Raw genomic sequence first — 22,616 nt, 5'->3', positions numbered from 1 at the left:
GTAATCCAGCATGGACACCTCCAACACCGCCATTTACTGTCCGCTCTGCGGCGCGGACAACCACTGCGCCGTAGCCCGCGGAGGCGATATCGGGGACTGCTGGTGCGCCTCCACTCCTATCGACCGCGCGGCACTGGCTGCAGTTCCCCCGGCCGCGCGCGGCACATCCTGTCTGTGCCCCGCCTGCGGACGCGGCAGCGAGACGGCCGGCAACCAACACTGCGGAGACCGAAATGAAGGGTAACGCCATCCAGGGCGCCGGCTATTTGATAGAGGGCGCCCGCCTGCTCACCCACCCCCGCCTGCGGCTGTTTGTACTGATTCCCCTGGTGGTGAATGTGCTGATCTTCGCCTCGCTGCTCGGCGTCGCCTACAGCTATCTCGCCAGCCACATGGAGTACTGGCTGGGTTTCATCCCGGACTGGCTGTCGTTTCTGGAGTGGATTATCTGGCCGCTGATCGGCCTGGTGTTCAGCCTGGCAACGGGTTACACCTTCACCGCCCTCGCCCTGCTGATCGCCTCCCCCTTCAATTCCCTGCTGGCGGAGAAAGCCGAAGAGCTCATCACCGGTCGTGAGGTAGCGGGACTGGAGGGCATCGGTACCGCGCTGCTGGAGGTACCCCGGGGCATCGTCAGGGAACTGGCCAAGCTGCTCTACTACGTGCCGATGGCGCTGCTGGTATTGGTCCTGAGTTTTATCCCCGCCCTTAACGCCCTGGCACCGGTGCTGTGGTTCCTGCTCGGGGCCTGGATGATGAGCATCCAGTTCGTCGACTACCCGATGGACAACCACCGCCTGAGCTTCGCAGACGTGAAAGAAGCCGTGCGCAGCCGGCGCCTGTCCAGCATGGGCTTTGGCGGGCTGGTGGCCCTGGGCGCGGCCATTCCGGTGGTGAACTTCTTTGTGGTGCCCTCGGCGGTTGTCGGGGCAACCCTGCTGTGGTGCCGGGAACTGGCGCCCCGGCAATAGCAGGCTTCAGACCAGCAGATCCCTGGGGGGATGGGTGCACTCCAGTGGCTCCCCCAGCAGAGCTTCCAGGTCCGGCAGCAGAAACGCGTCGTCTTCACTGGCGAAACTGATGGAGGTACCACTGGCGCCGGCGCGGCCGGTACGACCGATACGGTGGACGTAATCTTCCGGGTCTTCCGGCAGGTTGTAGTTCACCACGTGGGTCACGCCATCCACGTGAATGCCCCGTCCGGCCACATCGGTGGCCACGAGTACCTTGATTTCACCGCTCTTGAACTGCTCCAGCGTGCGGGTGCGCTTGGCCTGTGGAATCTCGCCGGACAGGATGCCCGCCTTCACACCGGACTTGCGCAGGCGCTCGTGCAGGCGGCGCACCTGGTCGCGGCGATTGGCAAATACGATCACGCTCTGGGCATCGGGGCCGCGCAGCAGGTTGGTCAACACGCGGTAGCGCTGCTCGCTACTGACCAGGTAGACCTTCTGGTCCACGGTGTCGGTCGCCACATGGTCGGGCTCGATCTCCACGGTGACCGGGTGAAAGGTCCACTGGTTGGACAGGTTGATAATGTCCTGGGTAAAGGTGGCTGAGAACAGCAGGGTCTGGCGATCTTCCTTGTTCGGTGTGGCGCGCACAATGCGCTTCACCTGGGGAATGAACCCCATGTCCAGCATGCGGTCGGCCTCGTCCAGCACCAGGATTTCCACCCGGTCCAGGAACAGGTCGCGGCGGGTCATGAAGTCGATCAGGCGCCCCGGGGTCGCCACCACCAGGTCGACCACCCGGCGATTGAGCTGGTTCAACTGCTTCTGGTAATCCATGCCACCGATCAGAGTGACCGTACTGAGGCCGGTGTGCTTGCCAAGATCCCTGGCGTCCTCGGCAATCTGCATCACCAGCTCGCGGGTGGGGGCAATTACCAGCGCCCGCGGCTCGCCCAGAAAGCGCTCGCCCTCGGCCGGGTGACAGAGCAGGTCATTGAAAGCGGTTATCAGGAAGGCCGCGGTTTTCCCGGTACCTGTCTGGGCCTTGCCGATGGCATCGTGGCCCTGCAGCGTGTGGGGCAGTACTGAGGCCTGGATAGGGGAGCAGTATTTGAAGCCGAGATCGGCGATGCCGTGCATCAGCTCGTCGCGCAGCCCCAGGTCGTGAAAGCGGGTTTTGCCCTCTTCCGGCTCCACCGGGAACTGGTCAACACTCCAGGGTTCGGCCGGCGCCTTTGGCTGGCGCTTGCGATTGTTCTTGCCCTTGCCCGCTTCGCGCGGATGGGCGCGGGGCGCCTCGGATTCCGGGCGCGGGCCCTTTTGTCCGGCCGCGGGGTGCTTGCCCGCCGGGGCCTGAGATTCGGGTTCCGCACCGCCTTTACCGACGATACGACCCACCAGATGCTTGATCACTCGATGTCCTGTTGCCCAAAAAACGCGCTAGTCTACCACCTTTGCCGGCGACCCGCCTGTGGCGTGCGCCGGGTGGCGGGTACGTATTATACGCGGCTGCGGGGGTAGAGGCGCGACAGGTAATAGTCGACGCTGACATAGCGCCCGCCGCCGGTGAAAAACAGGCTCAGCAGCATGATGAAGTAGGTGACGGCAAACTCGATACCGTTGTTGAGCACCACGAAATTGCCCTTCTCGGTGAGCCATCGGTAATTGCCGTGCTCGCGCAGGATATCCTTGGCTTCACCGAGCCGGATGGCCACCTCCTGGGCGCTGGAGTCCGCTATGGCTGCCCAGCCGTTGGCCCAGTGTACGGTGATGGCGGCGACCGCCATGGTGATCATCAGCGGCACACTGACCCAGCGAACCGCCAGCCCCACCAGCAACAGCAGGGCACCGATGGCCTCGGTGTAAGCCGCCAGGTGGGCCAGCAGGGCGGGAGCCGGCAGGCCCAGGCCCCACTCGGGATTGCCAAACCATTCGATGGTGGACTCCATATTGGCAATCTTCTGGTTGCCCGCCGTCCACAGCACCGGGACCAGGTACAGGCGCATGGCCAGCGGTGCCAGTCCGTCGAGATGCGCAAGGCGGGGGAAAATAGCTTCGTGAATACAGTAGTAGGCGCGCGCCAGTGCGTTCATAGCGGATTCCAGGTGCGATGGAGTGTGTCGGTGGACTGCATCTGTGACAACAATACCCGATGAAAGTTTGCCGGCACAGAGGCCGCGCCACTCAGGCCCTGGACCCGCAATCCGGGCAGTTGTCGCGACGGCGGATACGCAGGCGCTGGAAAGCCAGAGAGGCGAGATCCATGACCAGCAGGGTGTCGCCCAGCGGGTCGGCACAGCCTGACAGGTACTTGATCGCCTCCAGGGCCTGCAGGCTCCCGGCGACTCCAACCACCGGGCCAAGAACGCCGCTTTCCGCGCAGCTCAGCGCCGTATCGGAACCGGCGTCGGGATACAGGCAGCGATAGCAGGGTCCCTCGCGGTTTGGGTCCAACAGGGCGATCTGGGCCTCGGTGCGCACCGCCGCAGCGCTGACTACCGGAACGCGATGCCGCCGGCTGGCCCGGTTGAGGGCGTAGCGCACCGGGTAGTTGTCGCTGCAGTCCAGCACCAGGTCCAGTCCCGGCAGCAACTGATCCAGATCCGTCGCCTGCAGATGCCGCGGGATCACCTCGATGCGCACGCCGGGGTTGCGCCCGGCAATGGCTTCGGCGGCAGACTCCGCCTTGTTGCGACCACAATCCGACTGGCGGTGGCAAAGCTGACGCGGCAGGTTGTCGACCTCCACCACGTCGCCATCGGCCAGCAACAGCTGCCCTACGCCGGCACCGCCCAGGTACAGAGCCGCCGGGCTGCCCAGCCCGCCGAGCCCCAGTACCAGCACCCTGGCCCGCTGCAGTTTTTCCTGGCCGGCGATATCGAAACCGGGCACCAGAATCTGCCGCGAATAGCGTAGCAGCTCGTCGTCAGTCAGCACGGCGCCGCCCTCCGCTCACCCGCTGGTTACCGCCGAGGTCCCGCCGCGTCGCCACCTCGCTGAAACCTGCCTGCAGCAGGAGGCTGCGCACCGTGAGGCCTTGCCGGTAGCCGTGTTCCAGCAGCAGAAAACCGCCCGGCGCCAGGTGCTCAACCGCTCCCGCGATGATCACCTGCAGATCGTCCAGGCCAGTGGCTCCCGCCACCAGCGCCGAGCGCGGCTCAAAGCGAACATCGCCGCAGCCGAGGTGCTCGTCGTCGGCCTCGATATAGGGCGGGTTGCTGACAATCAGGTCAAAGTGTTCTCCGGCCAGCGGCGCGTACCAGTCTCCCTGCAGCGTGCGCACACGCCCGGGGCAGTAGCGTTCGATATTGACCTGCGCCACGGCGAGGGCGGGGGCGCTGGCGTCCGTTGCGGTTACCTGCCAGCCGGGATTCTCTGTTGCCAGGGCGAGGGCAATGGCGCCGCTGCCGGTGCCGAGATCCAGCGCCCGGGCACGCGCGGGCAACGGCAGCTCCAGCGCCCAGCTCACCAGGGTCTCGGTATCGGGCCGGGGGATCAGGGTATCCGCCGTGACCTTCAGGGACAGGGTCCAGAAATCGCGATTGCCAGTGAGGTGAGCCACCGGTTCACCGCGCAGGCGGCGTGCCAGCAAGCGGCGATAAAGCTGCTCGGCTGTCGCTTCAACGTGTTTCTCGGGCCAGGTGTACAGCCAGGTACGGTCGCGCTGCAGGCAGTGACACAGCAGTACTTCGGCATCGCGAGTGGGGCTTTCGGTGGGCAGGTCGGCGCCCAGTGCCAATAGCTCCCTGACACTGGCCACGGCGCGGCTTACTGCTCCGCCAGCGCCGCGAGCTGGTCGGCCTGGTACTCCTGGCGCAGCGGCGCGATAACCGCATTCAGGTCGCCCGCCATCACCTCGTCCAGCTTGTACAGCGTAAGGTTGATACGGTGGTCGGTGACGCGCCCCTGGGGAAAGTTGTAGGTGCGGATACGATCGGAGCGGTCGCCGCTGCCCACCAGGTTGCGACGCTCTTCGGCCTGTTCCGCCGCCTGCTTGTCCTGGGCGCTGGACAGCAGCTTGGACAGCAGCAGGGACATGGCCCGGGCGCGGTTCTTGTGCTGCGAGCGCTCATCCTGACACTCCACCACAATGCCGCTTGGCAGATGGGTAATGCGCACTGCCGAATCGGTCTTGTTGACGTGCTGGCCGCCCGCACCGGAAGCGCGGTAGGTGTCGACACGCAGATCGGCCTTGTTGATTTCCACCTCGTCCACCGTTTCCGCCTCGGCCATGATCGCCACGGTGCAGGCAGAGGTGTGTATGCGCCCCTGGGACTCGGTCTCCGGCACCCGCTGCACACGATGGGCGCCGGATTCGAATTTCAGGTGGGCGTAGACATCGCGGCCCTCAACCAGGCTGATGATTTCCTTGTAGCCACCGTGCTCGCCCGGGCGCTGGGACAGCACCTCGATGCGCCAGCCCATCTGCTCGGCATAGCGGGAGTACATGCGGAATAAATCCCCGGAAAAGATCGCCGCCTCGTCGCCGCCGGTACCGGCGCGAATCTCCAGGTAGACGTTGTGGGAATCACGGGGGTCGCGCGGCAGCAGCAGGGTTTGCAGTTCACTCTCCAGCGCCTCCAGCTGCTCACCGTTACTGGCGATTTCCTCTTCCGCCATGGCGACCATTTCGGGATCACTTTCCGCCAGCATGGCGCGGGCCTCTTCCAGATCCTCCTTGACCCGCCGATACCCGGCGTAGCACTGCACCACGGTCTCCAGTTCGGCGTACTCGCGGGACAGATCGCGAAAGCGATCCTGGCTGGCGATGGTTTCGGCATCACCCAGCAGGGCGGCGACCTCCTCGTGACGATCGGTCAGGATATCCAGTTTGCTCAGTAATGAGGCTTTCATTGCAGGGTGTGTCCGGGTTTGCTGTCGTCGCCAGTGTCCGCTTCCAGCGGCTGCGGCTGCGCTGCCTGTCGCGCCCGCACACCGCTCCCGACGGAGCCTTGCATGCGCTCGACGCTCGCCAGGCCCAGCAGGCGGCGCGCCTGACCGAGCAGATCGGCGCGGCCATCCACACTGGCCTGCTTGAGGCCGGCGGTGGGCGCGTGAATCAGTTTGTTGGTGATGCCGCGGGCCAGTTGCGTCGCCACCACCTGGGGGTCGTCGCCGCGAGCCAGGGCGCGCAGGGCGCGCTCCAGTTCCTGTTCGCGCAACTGCTCGGCCATGGCGCGGTACTCTTTCACCGAGTCCACCGCCACCAGGCTGCGCAACTCCTCGCTGTAGGCTCGCACGCCCTCGGCGATCATGACGTCGGCCTTGCGCGCTTCGGTCTGGCGGCTGCGCAGGTTTTCTTCCACGATGTCTTTCAGGTCATCCACGCTGTAGAGATAAATATCCCTCAGCTCACCCACTTCCGGCTCGATGTCGCGCGGTACGGCGATATCTACCATCAACATCGGCCGGTGTTTGCGCACGCGAATGGCGCGCTCCACCGCGCCCTTGCCAAGGATCGGCAGCTGGCTGGCGGTGGACGTTATCACAATATCGGCCTTGATCAGCTGGTCGGGAATGTCCGCCATCAGCACCGCCTCGGCGCCAAAGCGGCGGGCCAGTTCCCGCGCCCGCTCCAGGGTGCGATTGGCAATGGTGATACGCGTCACGCCCGCTTCGATCAGGTGGCGGGTGACCAGCTCGATGGTTTCCCCCGCACCCACCAGCAGGGCGGAACAGGCCGACAGGTCGGTAAAAATGTGCCCGGCCAGGTCAACCGCCGCATAGGCCACGGATACCGGGTTTTCACCGATTGCGGTATCCGTGCGAACCCGCTTGGCCAGGGCGAAAACACGCTGGAACAGGCGATTGAATTCCGCACCGACCACCCCCTCATCCAGGGCGACCGAAAAGGCCGACTTCAACTGGCCGAAAATCTGCGGCTCACCGAGCACCATGGAATCCAGGCCACTGGCTACCCGCACCACATGCTCCAGGGCGTCGCTGCCCAGATGGAAGTAGGCCGCCCTGTGCAGTTCGGCGGCGGACAGGTGATGGTAGCTGGCCATCCAGGCTACCAGGGTATCGGCCAGCTCTGCGCTCACCGCCTCGGAGCCCAGCACATAGAGTTCAGTGCGATTGCAGGTGGAGAGCACCAGGGCGTCCTCGACACCGGGCAGCTGGCACAGCGACTGCAGCGCGTCCCCCACCTGCTCCGGGGCAAAGGCCACCCGCTCGCGCACCTCGATGGCGGCGGAGTTGTGGTTGATACCCAGGGCAAGGAAGTTCATGGCGTCTCAGCAGCCGCCCGCAGGGCGCTGTAGTCGGTCGATACCGTCGATGAAAAGGGCGCGAACCATAGCACATCCACAGGAAATTTCCCGTGATTCTAGCAAGTTACCGGGCAAAAACTAGCGCCCGCCCGGGGGAACCCCCGGCCACCACCGGGGTCGGAATCAGGTAGGCTTACACAAGGGCTTGTGTCACAATCGACGATAGTTTGTTGCCGATGTCCGGAAATCTCCCCGCCATGTCGCGTCTGTTCCTCTCCGCCTGCCTGACCGCTATGCTCGGCGCCTGCGCCTCTGCGCCCGCACCCGAAGCACCCGCTGTACCCGTAGCGGAAGCGGAGCCGGCTGCGCCGCCGGAACGCGCCATACCGGCGGAATCGCTCTATCCCCTGCTGCTGGGTGAATTCGCCCTGCGCCGCCGCGAATACGGCACCGCCCTGGAGCTTTACACCCAGCAGGCGTCACTGCTGCGCGACCGCGGCGTCAGCGCCCATACGACCCACATCGCCCAGTTCATGCAACAGGAGCGCGCCGCCCGCGAATCCGCCGCCCTGTGGGTCGAACTGGAACCGGACAATGTCGAGGCCAACAATACCTACGCCACGCTGCTGTCCAGGGTCGGGCGCACCAATGAAGCCCTGCCCCACCTGGCCATGGTGGCCCGGGACCAGGGCAAGGCCAACTTCCCCATTCTGCTGAATCGCTTTCCCGAGCTGGACAGCGAGCAGCAGCGCGAGCTGGTAGATGGCCTGGAAGCACTGTCAGCGGAATTCCCCGACAACCCGTCCCTGTTGCTCACCCGCGCCCTCGCCTACGATGAATTACAGCAGCACCAGCAGGCACTGGACGTGCTGGCCCGGCTATTCGACAAGGAGCCCTACCAGTACCAGGGCCTGCTGCTGGAAGCCAAACTCCTGCTGGAGCAGGACAGGGATGCCCCCTTTGCCCATATCGAGGAAGCCCTGGCGGCCAATCCCGACGATAGCCGCCTGCGCCTGCAGTACGCCCGGCTGCTCACCCGCAGCGACATCGACGCCGCCCGCGGCCAGTTCGAAATCCTCTCCGCCCGCTCGCCGGAGGACGGCAACCTGCTGTTCTCCCTGGCACTGATCAATCACGAGATCGGCGACAATCTGGCGGCCAAAGCCTACCTCAACCAGCTCATTGAGCTCGGCCAGCGTAGCGACGAAGCCCATTACTATCTCGGTCGCATCGCCGAAGACGCCGACGACCTGCAGGCCGCGGTAGAGGCCTACATGAAAGTCAGCGAAGCGGACAGTGGCGACTTCTACAGCGCCAAGGGCCGCATCGCTCGCATCCTGCTGGAGAACGGCGAGGAAGATCAGGCGCGGGCCCTGTTCGTCAACCTGCGACAGGCTCATCCGGAGGCGCGCGAAAGGCTCTACGCCCTGGAGGCCGAAGTGCTCTCCGGTGTCGGTGACAACGACGCGGCCATGGCCGTGCTGAACGAAGCCCTGTCGACCCTGCCCGAGTCATCCTCCCTGCGCTACAGCCGCTCACTGCTGGGGGAAAAGCAGGGCAACCTCACCCTGATGGAGTCCGACCTGCGCGCCATCATCGCCCGCGAGCCGGACAACGCCACGGCCCTCAACGCCCTCGGCTATTCGCTGGCCAACCGTACCCAGCGCTATGAAGAGGCCCGCGAGCTGATCGAGCGCGCGCTGATACTGGAGCCGGATGAACCCGCCATTCTCGACAGCATGGGCTGGGTGCTCTATCGCCAGGGCAACTACGAGGACGCCCTGTTTTACCTGGAGCGAGCCTACCGGGCCTTCCCCGACCCGGAGGTTGCCGCGCACCTGGGCGAGGTACTGTGGGTATCTGGCAGAGCCGAACAGGCGCGCGCCATCTGGGGCGACGCCCTGCTGAAGGACCCTGAGCACGAAATTCTGCTGAGCACCATCCAGCGCTTCGATATCAGCATGCTGCAGAGCGCCCCCTGATCCATGCGCCTGATCGTTCCCCTGCTGCTGGCTTTACTGGCCGGCTGTAGCACCATCCCCGATTCACCTGCGGTGCAGCGGAACTGGCAGCAACACGTCGCACAACTGAGCGCCCTGCAGCACTGGCAGGCCCGGGGCAAGCTCGCCCTGCGCAGCGGCGAACAGGCAGAGACCGCCAGCCTGCTGTGGCGCCAGGCCGGCGCTCAATCCGAGCTGCAACTCAGCGGCCCCCTCGGAATGGCCTCCACCCGGGTACTTGCCGACGGCGCGCGGCTGGAGGTGCAGCGTGGCGGCGAGCTTCACATTCTTGATATTTCCACCCCGGAAGCGGTGCGCGACAGCACCGGCTGGGATATCCCCGTAGCCGCGCTGCCTTTCTGGCTGCGCGGCATTCCCCAGCCGGACACCGATGCCACCGATTTGCGTTTCGACAAGCAGCGCCTGAGCCACCTGCGCCAGGATGGCTGGCTGGTGGATTTTTCCGACTACCGCCAGTTCGGCGCCTTTGACCTGCCCACCCGCCTGCAAATCCAGCGCGGCGACACCAGCGCCAAACTACTGATCCGCGACTGGCAACCGGGCGCGCCCCAATGAGCACCGGCCTGAGCCTGATGGCACCGGCCAAGCTGAACCTGTTCCTGCATATCACCGGGCGCCGGGCGGATGGCTACCACGAGTTGCAGACCCTGTTCCAGCTACTGGACTGGGGAGACACCCTGACCATTACCGCCGATCACAGTGGCGAGATTCACCTGAGTGGCGACACCCTCGGCCTCGCACCCGAAGACAACCTGATCGTACGCGCCGCCCGCGCGCTTCGACATGGCGATCGCGGTGCCCGCATTCACGTCGACAAACGTATTCCCAGCGGCGGCGGACTCGGTGGCGGCAGCTCCGATGCCGCCACCACCCTGCTGGCCCTCAACCAGTTGTGGGACTGCGGCCTCAGCAATGCCGAACTGCAGGCCGCCGGCCTGCCCCTGGGAGCCGATGTGCCCCTGTTCGTGGCCGGCCACAGCGCCTGGGCAGAGGGAATTGGCGAGCGCCTGAGGGCAGTGGAACTGCCCGAAAACTGGTATCTACTCATCCATCCGGGCTGCCATGTCCCGACCGGGGAAATTTTTTCGGCACGGGAATTGACAAGGAACAGCCCTGCGATCACAATGGCGGCCGTTTTTCAGGGGGCATATCGCAACGACTGCCAGGAAGTTGTTGCCAGACGTTACCCCGAGGTAGCCAAGGCATTGAATTGGCTGGCAAAATTCGGAGAATCCAGACTGACAGGAACTGGCGCTTGCGTCTTTTCCCGCTTCGACAGTCAAGCATCCGCCGAGGCGGTTGCACAGCAGGTTCCCGAGTCCTGGCAGGCCTATGTGGCTCGCGGCATAAACCGCTCGCCAGCGCTGTCTGAGCTATCCTGAAGACCCGATTACTGGGGTGTCGCCAAGCGGCAAGGCACCAGGTTTTGATCCTGGCATTCGTAGGTTCGAATCCTACCACCCCAGCCATACAAGAGTGCGCAGTTGCCCGAACCATTGCAGTGCGCGGGGCGCCATGACCGCAAGGCGCCCGGATGCAGTGCCATACATTGACAACAGTGTATGGCACTATTTCTATGTACAGCACGTACAGTCGCTCGCGGGAAACATGGGGCCGGCGGCCCGGCATTCCGGAGCGAGCAATGTACAGAGTCCCTATCCAGCATCAACCCGAGGTAAGCGCCGTGTCCTCCAAAATGATGGTCTTCACCGGAAACGCCAACCCGGAACTGGCACAGAAAGTTGCCAGCAGACTGTACCTCACTTTGGGCAAGGCCGACGTCGGCAAGTTCAGCGATGGCGAAGTGGCCGTTGAACTGAACGAGAATGTCCGCGGCAAGGACGTGTTCGTGGTGCAATCCACCTGCGCACCGACCAACGACAACCTGATGGAACTGCTGGTGATGATCGACGCCCTGCGTCGCGCCTCGGCAGCTCGCATTACCGCCGTGGTGCCCTACTTCGGCTACGCCCGCCAGGACCGTCGCGTACGTTCCGCACGGGTGCCCATCACCGCCAAGGTGGTGGCCGATATGATGGTTACGGTCGGTGTCGACCGGGTATTGACGGTCGACCTGCACGCCGAGCAGATCCAGGGCTTCTTCGGTTGCCCGGTGGATAACGTCTACGGCTCGCCGGTGCTGAACACCGACATCCAGGCCTGCCACTATGAGAACCTGATGGTAGTGTCGCCGGACATCGGCGGTGTGGTTCGCGCCCGCGCCATCGCCAAGCAGCTCGACGATGCCGATCTCGCCATCATCGACAAGCGCCGCCCGCAGGCCAACGAAGCCCAGGTAATGAACCTCATCGGTGAAGTGGAAGGCCGCACCTGCCTGCTGGTGGACGACATGGTCGATACCGCCGGCACCCTGTGCAAGGCGGCCGACGCGCTGAAAGAGCGCGGCGCCCTGAAAGTCGTTGCCTACTGTACCCACGCGGTACTGTCGGGCCGCGCACTGGACAATTTGAAGACCTCCCAGCTCGATGAGCTGGTGGTAACAGACACGATTCCCCTGAGTGCGGAAGCAAAGCAGATCGGCAAGATCCGTCAGCTGACTATCTCGGACCTGCTGGCGGAGTCCATCCGCCGGGTGTCCAACGAGGAATCCATCAGCGCGCTGTTCCAGTAAAGGCAGCGCTTAAAACCAATCACTGTCGCGCTGGTCGCAAGCAACGCAGTGTTATCAAAGGAGCCAGACAATGTCTGACCAATTTGCAATCGACGCCGAAGTGCGCGAGGACCTGGGGAAAGGTGCGAGCCGCCGCCTGCGTCGTCACGCCGACCTGGTACCCGCCATCATCTACGGCGGCAACAAAGAGCCCAAGCCCCTGACCCTGGTTCGCAAGGACCTGGAAAAGGCACTGGAAAACGAGGCTTTCTTCTCTCACGTGCTGACCATCAACGTCGGCGGCAGTGCAGAAAAGGCCATCCTCAAGGACCTGCAACGTCACCCCGCCCGCAACGCCGTTATGCACGCAGACTTCCTGCGCGTTGACGACAAGGTTGCCATCAAGGTACACGTGCCGATTCACTTCCTGAACGAGAAGAGCTGCCACGGCGTAAAAATCGAAGGCGGCATGATTCAGCACCAGGAAACCGACATCGAAGTCCTGTGTCTGCCTACCGACATCCCCGAGTACATCGAAGTGGACATGCTGAACGTCAAGGCCGGTGAAATCGTTCACCTGTCCGACGTTGCGCTGCCGGAAGGTGTCAGCTCCGTGGCCCTGGCCCTGGGCGAAGACCACGACCTGGCCATCGCCAGCGTGATCCCGCCGAAAGGTGGCAGCGATGCCGACGACGAAGCTGCCGAAGGCGGTGACGCCGAGGAGAACGGCGAGGACTGATTCGTCCTGCGCCGCGAGCGGCACCCGCGTTGACAGCCGACATCCAACTGATAGCTGGCCTTGGCAACCCCGGAAGCGACTACCGGGGCACACGCCACAACGCGGGCGCCGATTTTGTGGAGGCGCTGGCACGACAGTGCGGCGCCACCCTGCAAAGCGAGGGCAAGTTCTTTGGCCTCACTGCACGCATCACCCTGGCAGGGCAGGATTTGCGCCTGCTCATCCCCACCACGTACATGAATCGCAGCGGCCAGGCCGTGGCGGCCATGGCGAGCTTTTACAAGATCGAACCCGAACAGATCCTGGTTGCCCACGACGAGCTGGATATCCCCGCTGGCCAGGCCCGCTTCAAGCAGGGCGGCGGCCACGGCGGCCACAACGGCCTGCGCGATATTGTACCCGCGCTGGGTAACAGCAAGGATTTTCACCGCCTGCGCATCGGCATCGGCCACCCGGGTCACGCATCGAAAGTGACCGGCTATGTCCTGGGCCGCCCCAGTGCCGACGAACGCACGCGTATCGACCTGAGTATCGACGAAGCCATCGCCGCCCTGCCCTTGCTACTTGACGGTGATGGCACCCGGGCCATGACCCGGCTACACAGTTTCACTGCGGCCTGAGTGCAACTCGGCCCACTTTCTGACAGGAATCAACCATGGGAATCAAATGCGGAATCGTCGGCCTGCCCAATGTGGGCAAGTCCACCCTGTTCAACGCCCTGACCAAGGCCGGCATCGACGCCGAGAACTTTCCCTTCTGCACCATTGAGCCCAATGCCGGTATCGTGCCGATTCCCGACCCGCGCCAGACCCGCATTGCGGAAATTGTGAAACCCCAGCGGGAAATCGCCACCACCATGGAATTTGTCGATATCGCCGGCCTGGTGGCGGGCGCCTCCAAGGGTGAGGGCCTCGGCAACCAGTTCCTGGCCAACATCCGCGAGACCGACGCTATCGCCCACGTGGTGCGCTGTTTCGAGGACGACAACGTCATCCACGTTGCCAACAAGATCAACCCTGCTTCCGACATTGAAGTCATCAATACCGAGCTGGCCCTGGCCGATCTCGACAGCTGCGAAAAGCAACTGCAGAAAGTGACCCGCACCGCCAAAGGCGGCGACAAGGAAGCGGTGGCCATGAAGGCACTGCTGGAAAACAAGCTGCTGCCGCAACTGAACGAGGCGAAGCCGGTGCGCGCGCTGGACCTCGACGCCAGCGAGAAGGCCCTGCTCAAACAGCTTTTCCTGCTGACCGTGAAGCCCACCATGTACATCGCCAACGTCAGCGAAGACGGCTTCGACAACAACCCGCACCTGGACAAGGTGCGGGAAATTGCCGCCAGCGAAAACGCGGTGGTAGTGCCCATTTGCAACAAGCTGGAATCGGAAATCATCGAACTTGAAGACGATGAGCGCGACGAATTCCTCGCTGACCTCGGCATGGAAGAACCCGGCCTGAACCGGGTGATCCGCGCCGGCTACCAGTTACTCAACCTGCAGACCTACTTCACCGCCGGCGAAAAGGAAGTGCGCGCCTGGACTGTGAAAGTGGGGGCCACCGCACCCGAGGCGGCCGGCGTGATTCACACCGACTTCCAGAAAGGCTTTATCCGGGCCGAGGTCATCAGTTACGACGACTTCATCGCCCACAAGGGTGAACAGGGCGCCAAGGACGCCGGTCGCTGGCGCCTGGAGGGCAAGGACTACGTCGTGCAGGACGGGGACGTCATCCACTTCCGCTTCAACGTCTGATCAGAATACCCGCTGATAACTCAGCTGGTAGACATCAAAACTCTCATCGCTGTCGTTCACCGAGCCGGTAGCGAAACTGGCTTTGATGGCGTGTGTGCCGGCGAAGGGAAAGACCAGGGTGAACCCCGCCTTGGTGTCCCGCTGCAGGTCATCCAGCTCGCGACCGCCAACCGTGCTGCGGCCACCGTGGTAGCCGTTGAGGTTGACTGAACCCCAGAAGCCCGGCCCGAAGCGCTTGATCAGGTGTAGCTGGGCCGAGTAGATGGGGTCCTGCTCGCGGGTGTAGCCGACAAAGTCGCTATTGTTGTCAAACCCCCATACCCCCACATCCAGCTCCAGCAGCCAGCTCGGCGCCAGCGGCTGGATATAGCCCAGTTCAGCCTTGGCCGCCCAGCGATTGGCGCCGACGTTGATCAGCCTGTCCGTGTCGTAGTTGCCTGTCGGCGCAACCACCTTGAAGCTGGCGCCGAGGATGGGGCGCGGTGCGTGCCGCAATTCGCCAAACTGCTGCAGGTTCATCGCGGGTGCTCCCAGCAGGTTGAACGACACGCCCGCCGTAATATCCCCCACCCCCTGGTAATCCCGCTCCAGGTCGCCGAGGAGTTCATGCTCGGCCCGGGTATTGCCGTCGGAGTAAGGCTGCTGGACGAAAAAGCTCGCGGTGCGGCCGGCCAGGGAAAAGAACCGGGTGTAACCCGCGGTGGCCGTCACGATGCCGGAATCCACGCCGACGATGGGCAGGGAGGGGTCGGGCACGGTGTCGCCGTCGGTATAAGAGACACCCAGGGTCAGCAACTGCGTACCCACCGGCGCCGGCCAGTAGGCGCGCGGCGTCAGCTCCTGCGCCGCAACGGGCGTCACACCGGCCAGCAAAGCCAGGGCGACCACCAGGGCTATCGATACACCACCTTGCGACGTCACTCCCCCTCCTCCTCAGGCAGCGGGACGCTGCTGATCCACCTGTTGCTGTAATAGCTGTTGCAGGCCGCGGATTTCATCGCGCAGCTCCGCCAGCGTCGGCTCCCCGGCGGCCAGCGCATCGGCCCGGGCCTGGCGCTGCTGCTCCTCTTCCAGCACGTTCACCACGATGCCGATGATCATATTAAGAAAGGCAAAGGCGGACAGGAAGATAAAGCTCAGGTAAAACACCCAGCTCAGGGGGTAGACCGCCATGGTTTCGTACATGACGTCGGTCCAGTCCTCGAAGGTCATGATGCGGAACAGGGTCAGCAGACTGATGCTGATGTCGCCCCACAGGGTGTCGTTGATGTCGGCAAAGAAGGTGGTCCCGACCGCCGCGTAGATGTAGAAGATGATGAACATCATCAACATCACATAGCCGAGCTGGGGCAGCGCCGCCAGCAGCGAGTTCAGCAGGGTGCGCAATTCGGGAATAATGGAGACCATACGCAGCACCCGGAAAATTCGCACCAGGCGGCCGATCAGCGCCAGCTCCGAATCCTCGATGGGAATCAGGCTGACCACGACGATCAGGGTATCGAAGACGTTCCAGCCACTGCGGAAGAAGCGCTTCTTGTCGCTCTCACCCATGAAGCGGATGGAAATCTCCACCAGAAAAAACAGGGTAATGCCCCAATCCAGGATCAGCACCAGCTGATTGGCCAGCGGCGGCAGCGAGTAGGTCTTGGCGCCGATGAGCAGGGCCGACATCAGGATGATGCTGATCACCAGCAATTCAAACAGTTTGTTACTGCGCAGGCGCTCGAAACGGGCCTGCAATACATCGGTTGTAGGTGACATGGTTCTCTATCGGGAAGTTGGCTAACGGGCCCCCCGCAGCCGCGGGGCGGTCGCCAGATTCTAGGCAATCAGACCGCGCTTGCACAGCCGAACAGTCGCGTTCAGTTTTTTAGCCCGGGCGGGAGTTCCGGCGCCCATCCCACGGTTTGTCGCCTGGCTGGCACTTGCCGCCCCCTTCGCGGTGTTAGCATGCACCACACCAACCGACGTGCACCGGTCGATGCCGCGAGCAATGCCACAGGGAGATACCCACTTGCTGAAAAAACTGCTGCTTACCCTGTTTGTACTGATTGCCCTGCTGGCGATCACCGCCTTCTTTACCCTGGGCCGCCCCACGCCACCCGATGTCCAGGTATTCCGCAATGGCCAGGTACTCACCATGGACGGGCAGAACCGCATCGCATCCGCCATCGCAGTCAGGGAAGATCGTATTGTCGCCGTGGGCGACGACAGCGACATGGCCCCCTACCTCGAAGAGGCCGAGGTGCACGACCTCGGGGGCAAGACCCTGCTGCCCGGCTTTATCGACGCCCACGGCCACTTCCCTGGCACCGGCGTCGCGGCCGTCACCGTCGACCTGAACAGCCCGCCCATCGGCACTATCCGCTCCATCGACGATATCCAACAGGCCCTGCGAACCTTTGCCGCCGGGCGCGAACCGGGTCAGTGGGTACTGGCGCTGGGCTATGACGACACGCTGATTGCCGAACACCGCCACCCCACCCGGGAAGAGCTGGACGCCGTCTCCACCGAGCACCCCATCTTTGTCACCCACGTCTCCGGCCACATGGGCGTGGCGAACAGTCGCGCCCTGGAACTGGCGGGCATCGACAGGGATTCGCCCAACCCCGAGGGCGGCGTGATCGTTCACGACCGCGACAGCGGTGAACTGACCGGCCTGCTGGAAGAAACCGCCATGGCACCGGTGCAGGCGCTGGGCATGGACTTCTCGGTCGGGGAAATCCTCACCATGCTCGATACCGCCATCGCCGACTATGCCAGCAAGGGTGTTACCACCGCCCAGAGCGGCGGGGTCGACAAAGGGGTACTGGAGGGGCTGCAACTGGCATCGCGCATTGGCTACATTCCGTTCCGCCTGGAAATCTGGCCTTTCTACAAGATGATCGGGCCGCAGGTACTGAGCGGGGAGATTGACGTCGCCGCGATGGAGAGCGAGTGGTTCCACGCCGACACCATCAAGATCGTGTCCGATGGCAGCATTCAGGGCTATACCGGCTATCTGTCCCACCCCTATCACACCCCCTTCCGGGAGGATGAAAACTACCGCGGCTACCCCACGTTCGAGCGTGAGAAACTGGCGGATATCGTCGCTGAAATTCATCGCGCCGGCATCCAGATGGCCATTCACGCCAACGGCGACGGCGCCATCGACGATGTGATCTACGCCTTTGAAAAAGCTCAGCAGGCACACCCGGTCGAGGACCCCCGCCTGATTCTGATCCACTCGCAAATGGCCCGGGACGACCAGCTGGACGCCATGAAGCGACTGGGTATCACGCCGAGCTTCTTCTCCGCACACACCTACTACTGGGGTGACCGTCACCGGGACATCTTCATCGGCCCAGAACGCGCCATGCATATCAGCCCCACACGTTCGGCGGGCGAGCGCGGTCTGCGCTACAGCGTCCACCTGGATTCCCCGGTGGTGCCAATGGACCCCATCCTGCTGCTGTGGAGTACCGTAAACCGTGTATCCACCAGCGGCCAGGTGATCGGCGCCGATGAGCGGGTACCGGCCATGGACGCCCTGCGTGCCATGACCATCGACGCCGCCTGGCAGATCTTCCGCGAAGACGAACTGGGCTCGCTGGAGGTTGGCAAGTACGCCGACCTGGTGGTGCTGGATGGCGACCCGCTGGGTGATCCGGCCGACCTGCGCGACCTTCAGGTGGTGCGCACTGTGGTGGGTGGCGTCACCATTTATCAGCGTCACTAGGCGCAGCGGGCCGGATGACTTCGGTCAGCAGCAGGTTGGCCGTACTGATTTCAATGCCGGGATTTGTCCGCTTCGGCAAAGAATGCAATCTGGTCCGCATGTGCTTTGAGGAAAGCGGGACGCTCCGTGCCGCGCCGGACATACTGGCGGCAATTCGCGAAGCCTGCCAGCCCGTCGAAGCGATCGACCAGCCGCAACACATCCACCATGGCAATGTCGGCAATGGAGAATGCCCCAGCCAGCCACTCCCGGCCAGCCAGCACCGCCTCCATCTGCCGCAGCCGCGCGGTAAGAAAATCCTCGATGGTTCTATTGGCCGGTGCGTCCTCCGCCTTCCCGGAGAACTTGAACAGCGACCAGGGCAGGCTCGCCATTTCAACGGAATTCAGTGCCGCAAAAAGCCATTCGATAACCTGATTGCGGTGGCTGTGAGGCATCAACAGCTCGCTGCGTTCCGCCAGGTAGAGCAGGATCGCGCCGCTTTCGAATATCGTGGTTTCGCCATCGCTCAGCCAGGGCACCTGGTTGAAGGGCTGGCGCGAGAAGTGATCAACAGACCGGTTCTCGAACGATGTACCCTCGACGCGGTAGGGAAGGCCTGCCTCCTCGAGGGCCCAGCAGGCACGGATATCCCGTACAAAACCCCTCGGCATTGCGGGTACCCAATCAAACGTGGTGACAACAAACCCGGACATACGGCATCTCCTTGCAGTGGTTTTGCGCCATGACATGGCGCACTGGCCAGCCTCCCCGGCATGACGCTTCCACTTAGTGGTCGATTCGCTATTGTCGCATTCGACAGCATCCGGCCGATATTGTCAGGTATCGATACCGGGAGCGAAGCGGGAGATCGGGTACTCACAACATGTGTGCGGTTTTGCAGCGCCCCTCATTGAATAGGGTAGAATGCCCGGCAAATTCCACTGTCCAAAACACAGGAGCCAAGCCGTGTCTTCCACCTCCCGTCCGTTCAAAGTCCTCGGTGTCCAGCAGATTGCCGTCGGCGGTCTCGACAAAGCCAAACTGCGCAGGTTCTGGGTCGACACCCTGGGACTGACCTTTTCCCACTCCTACACCAGCGAAAAGGAAAACGTCGACGAGGATATCTGCGAAGCCGGCGAGGGCCCGCTGAAAGTCGAGGTCGACCTGATGCAACCCATCGACCCGGACAAGAAGCCGCGCGTCAACGAGCCGGCCCTGAACCACGTCGGCCTGTGGATCGACGACCTGCCCGCCGCTGTGGAATGGCTGACGGCCCAGGGCGTACGCTTTACGCCCGGCGGCATTCGCCCCGGCGCCGCCGGTCACGACATCACCTTCATTCACCCCAAGGGCAACGAGGAATTCCCCATCGGCAGCGAGGGTGTGCTGGTGGAGCTGGTACAGGCGCCGCAGGAAGTGATCGACGCCTTTGCGACGATTGCCCGGGCTGGCTGACGGTTTCGATTCCGGGGCGCCGGCCTTGCAGCCGGCACCATAACCATCTATACCTTTAGATGACATGACCACTCTGCGCGGGTATCTCCCGCGCGCGACCCGGGCGGCAGGCGAGCTACAGTCGTACTCGCAAATGCTTCGCCACTGACTGAACAGCGCCGGCCTGTCGCCGCTACTGCGGAGTTTCTCCGCGGGAGGCTCTACCCATGGCCACTTACAGCCGTTCAACCCACCACTCTGGAAACGTCGCACAATACCGGATTCACCGCGTCCCAATGACCCGACCGCTGGTCTGGCTGGGGCGAGGCTGGCAGGACCTGTTGCACCAGCCCCTGGCAAGCCTTGCGTGGGGGGCCCTGGTTTCAGGGCTGGGTGCGCTGATCCTCGCCTATGGGCGACACCCGTATTTCATCGCCGCCATGGCCTCGGGCTTCCTGCTTGTCGGGCCGGTGATTACCGCGGGCCTCTGCGAGTTGTCCCGGCGCCGCGACTGTGGTGAACCCGGTGGCTTTGAGGATTCCCTGGCACCCTTGCGCCGCAACCGGAAGGGTCTGACAGAGTTCGCCCAGATCCTGCTGCTGGTCTCGCTGGTCTGGTTCACGCTATCCGCAAGCATCCTGTATTTTGCCCTGGGCGAGGTTGCCCCGGCGGTCACAACAACGGTGTGGGGCGATGTCATGCTGCGACTGAGCGTCCCGCAATTAACGGCCTACATCGGCAGCGGCGCGCTGCTGGCGTTGCTGGTCTTCACGCTGTCGGTGGTGACAGTGCCGATGATTGTCGACCGCCACGTGGATGCCAGTACCGCCATGCACACGAGCCTGCAGGTCAGCCTGCGCGACGCGCCGGCGATGGCGGTCTGGGCCGTGGTAGTCACCGGCCTGGTGATAGTGGGCTTCGCCACCGGACTGATCGCGATGGTGTTGATCTTCCCCGTACTGGGGCATGCCACCTGGCAAGCCTACCGGGACCTGGTTTACTGACGCTGATTTGCGGAGGAAAAGTGAGCCGCGAAGTGTCAAGCAGGCATCGCTCACACAAGAAACTGCCTTAGTAACGATAGGGAGCCCAGTCATCGAGCCGAAAACTCGGTTCCCAGGTGGTTATTGAGCGTGTGTCCGGCTGGCCACCCCCGTCACTGTCGAAGCTGATGTCGCTGACATTGCCCAGGGCGTCATAGCTGAAGAGCTGTTCGCCGTCGTTGACGCCGGAGCCATTACTGGACACGACGATGCGGGCCACCCGCCCTGCCCCGTCATAGGCTATCTGACGCTGTTCTTCCATGGGAAAGCCAAAGCGTCCATCGACCTGATCGACTCGAATCAGGTGGCCCTGATCATTGTAGGTGTAGCTTGCATACGACTCGCTCTGACCGTCACCAGCCCTGTCGTAACTCCAGGCGACCAGCCTGCCTGCGTCGTAGCTAAACGTCGTAACCTCGTCTGTTTGTCCGTCGTTGTCCAGGTCGGAAGACCTGCGTACCAGGAAATCATCGCTATTCCACTCGAAGGTAGTGGTCCGTAATCCGGGCTCTACCTGAGTACCCACCACACCGAAGCCGGCTGTCGTTTCCGGGTAAGGGCTCGTGGGATCGAAAGCATCCATTGCGCTGTACCCCAGTGTCGGTGGGCGTCCTGCGGTGGCTCGATGCAGATCGAAGCCCGCGCCCTGGTAGGTGCTGCGAATCAATCGATCCTCGGCATCGTATGCCCGGGTGATCACTTCGTCGACCACACCGTCGCCGTCGGTATCGGCCTCACTGCGCACAGAGAGGTCATTGCTCCCATACTGCGTCAAATAAAAAGCGTCGATCGAACCATCATTCCCTCGATCCATTTCACTGCGCACCTGCAAGCCCCGATGATTGAACATCGTATCCGTACGATCCACACTCTGGAGCGCTTCTCCATAGTGATTGAGCGATGAGGTCGCATTACCGGAAAAATCCCGTGTAGTACTGGAACGAAAATCCAGCAGACCATCACCGTTGGAGTCCCCCTCACTGGAAACTCTGTAGCCACCGGCGTCGTAGGTGTAGTCAGTGCGGCGCTGCAGGTGACCGTTCCCGCTATAGGTCGCCGTGGATATCAGGTTGCCCTGCGAGTCATGGAGCCGCTCCGTACGCGTCGTCGCAAGGATCGACTGGTCGCTCTCAGCGATGTATTCAACGCGTGCCTGCCGACTCAGGCGAATGCCCCTATCCTGAGGCGCCGTCCCTTCCAGTTGCCACTGCGCGGCAAGTGCCACCTCGAGTTTCATCAAGGGGCGTTCCAGTTGCTCCATCACCGAGCGCAAGCCACCCCCGTAGGCAAAAACTCGCGGTAGCTGCTGGAAATTGAGACTCACGCCACCAAACTGCGCCGCCCGAGCCCAGCACCGAGTCTCCCAAGCGGAATTCGACCGTCTCCCCGGGCTGAAAGAGAAATGTCCCCGAGACATCTGTTGTCCCGCGGGTGGTTGGAATCCGAAACTCCAATCCCTCAATCACGGGCGGAGACAGTTGACCGTTGACGCTCACATTCTCCTCAACGTCCGGATTCGCCGTAGCCCCTCCGGCGCTACTCCCGCCATCACTGCAGGCGGTCATTGCGGCCGTCAGCACAAAGACAAGGAGGGAGGGCGTCAATTTCGCCCAGTGCGGCGTTGTGTGTTCGTCAGACAGCGCTTTTCTTATTGTCGGCATCGTGCACCCTATCCATGTAATGCATGTTATTGAACGACACACTGGATTGTATAACGCACTACGCCCGACAAGATTACATTCCTGTCAGGTTCAGAAAAGTTCAGGCTAACTCGTTGAATTAAAAGGGTAAAAACAGAAAATAAAGTGGTAGCTACGGGTGGACTTGAACCACCGACCCCCTTTAGCTCGAGGACCTTGCCACCGTTCAGCTGCTCTTAGCGATCCATCTAGTCCCAGAGCTGCTCCGGGCCTTCACTGTTGAATGCCGTAAAGGGCAGCAAGCTATCCGCCCGCTACTTGCCGTCGCGGTAAATCACATTGCGGTGCAAGTATAGGACATATTAACTGCCTATCGAGAGTAGACATCCTCGCTGATTGTGTCGACTGGACCTGCAGACCTGTCGAAGTTTCTATCTATTGACCCGAAAATCCTGTTCGCGGCGTTTGGTATGCCATTCATATCCGTTCAAACCTGGACGCGAGCACGCAACA

22 protein-coding genes and 2 tRNA genes are annotated in these 22,616 nt (G+C 62.9%); 13 read left to right on the top strand and 11 right to left on the bottom strand.

Going from position 1 to position 22,616, the window contains the following annotated elements; translation table 11 throughout:
- The first annotated feature begins 10 nt into the window (after window positions 1-10).
- Both FVW59_RS19820 and cysZ read left to right on the top strand, forming a co-directional pair.
- On the top strand, window positions 11-244 hold the full coding sequence (locus FVW59_RS19820; RefSeq protein ID WP_148062722.1) for a cysteine-rich CWC family protein: 234 nt from the start codon (window positions 11-13) through the stop codon (window positions 242-244).
- A complete protein-coding gene (gene cysZ, locus FVW59_RS02955) occupies window positions 234-971 on the top strand; it encodes a sulfate transporter CysZ (RefSeq protein WP_148062721.1) in 738 nt (245 codons plus the stop codon). Before FVW59_RS19820 ends, cysZ begins: the two co-directional genes overlap by 11 nt.
- Before the next feature lie 6 nt (window positions 972-977).
- On the opposite strand, the gene rhlB is transcribed toward cysZ, so the two are convergent.
- From rhlB to hemA, 6 genes are all read right to left on the bottom strand, one after another.
- Complete coding sequence (gene rhlB / locus FVW59_RS02950) at window positions 978-2,366, bottom strand: ATP-dependent RNA helicase RhlB (protein WP_148062720.1); 1,389 nt, start codon at window positions 2,364-2,366, stop codon at window positions 978-980.
- Window positions 2,367-2,452: 86 nt separating this feature from the next.
- Window positions 2,453-3,046, bottom strand: a complete 594-nt coding sequence (locus FVW59_RS02945) for an HvfX family Cu-binding RiPP maturation protein (RefSeq protein ID WP_148062719.1) — start codon at window positions 3,044-3,046, stop codon at window positions 2,453-2,455.
- A gap of 91 nt (window positions 3,047-3,137) precedes the next feature.
- Window positions 3,138-3,890: a HesA/MoeB/ThiF family protein gene (locus FVW59_RS02940; RefSeq protein ID WP_148062718.1), complete on the bottom strand. Its 753-nt coding sequence runs from the start codon at window positions 3,888-3,890 to the stop codon at window positions 3,138-3,140.
- Window positions 3,880-4,713 (bottom strand): peptide chain release factor N(5)-glutamine methyltransferase, encoded by an 834-nt coding sequence (prmC, locus tag FVW59_RS02935; RefSeq protein WP_148062717.1) that lies wholly within the window; start codon window positions 4,711-4,713, stop codon window positions 3,880-3,882. The genes FVW59_RS02940 and prmC overlap by 11 nt, the downstream gene beginning before the upstream one ends.
- An 8-nt stretch (window positions 4,714-4,721) precedes the next feature.
- Window positions 4,722-5,807: a peptide chain release factor 1 gene (gene prfA, locus FVW59_RS02930; RefSeq protein WP_148062716.1), complete on the bottom strand. Its 1,086-nt coding sequence runs from the start codon at window positions 5,805-5,807 to the stop codon at window positions 4,722-4,724.
- The gene (gene hemA / locus FVW59_RS02925; RefSeq protein ID WP_148062715.1) at window positions 5,804-7,183 is read right to left on the bottom strand and encodes a glutamyl-tRNA reductase; all 1,380 of its coding nucleotides are present in this window, start codon (window positions 7,181-7,183) and stop codon (window positions 5,804-5,806) included. Before hemA ends, prfA begins: the two co-directional genes overlap by 4 nt.
- Window positions 7,184-7,422: 239 nt before the next feature.
- Here hemA and FVW59_RS02920 point away from each other — a divergent pair, with 239 nt between their 5' ends.
- The 8 genes from FVW59_RS02920 (at window position 7,423) to ychF (ending at window position 14,286) form a co-directional block, all read left to right on the top strand.
- Complete coding sequence (locus tag FVW59_RS02920; RefSeq protein WP_187275722.1) at window positions 7,423-9,147, top strand: tetratricopeptide repeat protein; 1,725 nt, start codon at window positions 7,423-7,425, stop codon at window positions 9,145-9,147.
- A gap of 3 nt (window positions 9,148-9,150) precedes the next feature.
- Complete coding sequence (gene lolB / locus FVW59_RS02915) at window positions 9,151-9,741, top strand: lipoprotein insertase outer membrane protein LolB (RefSeq protein WP_148062713.1); 591 nt, start codon at window positions 9,151-9,153, stop codon at window positions 9,739-9,741.
- Window positions 9,738-10,568, top strand: a complete 831-nt coding sequence (ispE, locus tag FVW59_RS02910) for a 4-(cytidine 5'-diphospho)-2-C-methyl-D-erythritol kinase (protein WP_148062712.1) — start codon at window positions 9,738-9,740, stop codon at window positions 10,566-10,568. Before lolB ends, ispE begins: the two co-directional genes overlap by 4 nt.
- 12 nt (window positions 10,569-10,580) lie before the next feature.
- Window positions 10,581-10,655, top strand: a tRNA-Gln gene (locus FVW59_RS02905).
- A gap of 230 nt (window positions 10,656-10,885) precedes the next feature.
- Entirely contained in the window at window positions 10,886-11,818 is a 933-nt protein-coding gene (locus FVW59_RS02900) for a ribose-phosphate pyrophosphokinase (RefSeq protein ID WP_148062996.1), read from the top strand.
- A gap of 70 nt (window positions 11,819-11,888) precedes the next feature.
- A complete protein-coding gene (locus FVW59_RS02895) occupies window positions 11,889-12,536 on the top strand; it encodes a 50S ribosomal protein L25/general stress protein Ctc (protein ID WP_148062711.1) in 648 nt (215 codons plus the stop codon).
- 29 nt (window positions 12,537-12,565) lie between these two features.
- Window positions 12,566-13,156, top strand: coding sequence for an aminoacyl-tRNA hydrolase (gene pth, locus FVW59_RS02890; protein WP_148062710.1), 591 nt, complete (start codon window positions 12,566-12,568; stop codon window positions 13,154-13,156).
- Window positions 13,157-13,191: 35 nt separating this feature from the next.
- The gene (gene ychF, locus FVW59_RS02885) at window positions 13,192-14,286 is read left to right on the top strand and encodes a redox-regulated ATPase YchF (protein ID WP_148062709.1); all 1,095 of its coding nucleotides are present in this window, start codon (window positions 13,192-13,194) and stop codon (window positions 14,284-14,286) included.
- Here ychF and FVW59_RS02880 read toward each other — a convergent pair whose 3' ends face one another.
- Window positions 14,287-15,207, bottom strand: coding sequence for a transporter (locus FVW59_RS02880; RefSeq protein WP_148062708.1), 921 nt, complete (start codon window positions 15,205-15,207; stop codon window positions 14,287-14,289). It lies immediately after the preceding gene.
- A gap of 12 nt (window positions 15,208-15,219) precedes the next feature.
- Window positions 15,220-16,047, bottom strand: coding sequence for an ion transporter (locus FVW59_RS02875; RefSeq protein WP_148062707.1), 828 nt, complete (start codon window positions 16,045-16,047; stop codon window positions 15,220-15,222).
- A gap of 253 nt (window positions 16,048-16,300) precedes the next feature.
- Here FVW59_RS02875 and FVW59_RS02870 point away from each other — a divergent pair, with 253 nt between their 5' ends.
- Window positions 16,301-18,004, top strand: coding sequence for an amidohydrolase (locus tag FVW59_RS02870; RefSeq protein WP_246139603.1), 1,704 nt, complete (start codon window positions 16,301-16,303; stop codon window positions 18,002-18,004).
- Between the two features lie 50 nt (window positions 18,005-18,054).
- Here the strand turns inward: FVW59_RS02870 and FVW59_RS02865 are convergent, their stop codons facing one another.
- On the bottom strand, window positions 18,055-18,699 hold the full coding sequence (locus FVW59_RS02865) for a glutathione S-transferase family protein (protein ID WP_148062705.1): 645 nt from the start codon (window positions 18,697-18,699) through the stop codon (window positions 18,055-18,057).
- A 253-nt stretch (window positions 18,700-18,952) separates the two neighbouring features.
- Here FVW59_RS02865 and FVW59_RS02860 point away from each other — a divergent pair, with 253 nt between their 5' ends.
- Entirely contained in the window at window positions 18,953-19,441 is a 489-nt protein-coding gene (locus FVW59_RS02860) for a VOC family protein (protein ID WP_246139602.1), read from the top strand.
- A 275-nt stretch (window positions 19,442-19,716) separates the two neighbouring features.
- On the top strand, window positions 19,717-20,424 hold the full coding sequence (locus FVW59_RS02855) for a DUF2189 domain-containing protein (protein WP_187275721.1): 708 nt from the start codon (window positions 19,717-19,719) through the stop codon (window positions 20,422-20,424).
- Window positions 20,425-20,491: 67 nt separating this feature from the next.
- Here the strand turns inward: FVW59_RS02855 and FVW59_RS02850 are convergent, their stop codons facing one another.
- Window positions 20,492-21,787 (bottom strand): RHS repeat domain-containing protein, encoded by a 1,296-nt coding sequence (locus FVW59_RS02850; protein ID WP_148062702.1) that lies wholly within the window; start codon window positions 21,785-21,787, stop codon window positions 20,492-20,494.
- 482 nt (window positions 21,788-22,269) lie between these two features.
- Window positions 22,270-22,338: transfer RNA gene (locus FVW59_RS02845), tRNA-OTHER, on the bottom strand.
- Between the last annotated feature and the right edge of the window lie 278 nt (window positions 22,339-22,616).

Source organism: Parahaliea aestuarii, assembly GCF_008064635.1.
GTDB lineage: Bacteria > Pseudomonadota > Gammaproteobacteria > Pseudomonadales > Halieaceae > Parahaliea > Parahaliea aestuarii.
This window is presented reverse-complemented; position numbering and strand designations above follow the sequence as displayed.

Bases quoted from the DNA above. Each gene is read 5' to 3' on its own strand.
- FVW59_RS02855 (WP_187275721.1), top strand. From the start codon at position 19,717: ATGACCCGACCGCTGGTCTGGCTGGGGCGAGGCTGGCAGGACCTGTTG.
- FVW59_RS02895 (WP_148062711.1), top strand. From the start codon at position 11,889: ATGTCTGACCAATTTGCAATCGACGCCGAAGTGCGCGAGGACCTGGGG.
- ispE (WP_148062712.1), top strand. From the start codon at position 9,738: ATGAGCACCGGCCTGAGCCTGATGGCACCGGCCAAGCTGAACCTGTTC.
- FVW59_RS02865 (WP_148062705.1), bottom strand. From the start codon at position 18,699: ATGTCCGGGTTTGTTGTCACCACGTTTGATTGGGTACCCGCAATGCCG.
- FVW59_RS19820 (WP_148062722.1), top strand. From the start codon at position 11: ATGGACACCTCCAACACCGCCATTTACTGTCCGCTCTGCGGCGCGGAC.
- prfA (WP_148062716.1), bottom strand. From the start codon at position 5,807: ATGAAAGCCTCATTACTGAGCAAACTGGATATCCTGACCGATCGTCAC.
- FVW59_RS02945 (WP_148062719.1), bottom strand. From the start codon at position 3,046: ATGAACGCACTGGCGCGCGCCTACTACTGTATTCACGAAGCTATTTTC.
- FVW59_RS02920 (WP_187275722.1), top strand. From the start codon at position 7,423: ATGTCGCGTCTGTTCCTCTCCGCCTGCCTGACCGCTATGCTCGGCGCC.
- ychF (WP_148062709.1), top strand. From the start codon at position 13,192: ATGGGAATCAAATGCGGAATCGTCGGCCTGCCCAATGTGGGCAAGTCC.
- cysZ (WP_148062721.1), top strand. From the start codon at position 234: ATGAAGGGTAACGCCATCCAGGGCGCCGGCTATTTGATAGAGGGCGCC.
- lolB (WP_148062713.1), top strand. From the start codon at position 9,151: ATGCGCCTGATCGTTCCCCTGCTGCTGGCTTTACTGGCCGGCTGTAGC.
- FVW59_RS02900 (WP_148062996.1), top strand. From the start codon at position 10,886: ATGGTCTTCACCGGAAACGCCAACCCGGAACTGGCACAGAAAGTTGCC.
- FVW59_RS02875 (WP_148062707.1), bottom strand. From the start codon at position 16,047: ATGTCACCTACAACCGATGTATTGCAGGCCCGTTTCGAGCGCCTGCGC.
- hemA (WP_148062715.1), bottom strand. From the start codon at position 7,183: ATGAACTTCCTTGCCCTGGGTATCAACCACAACTCCGCCGCCATCGAG.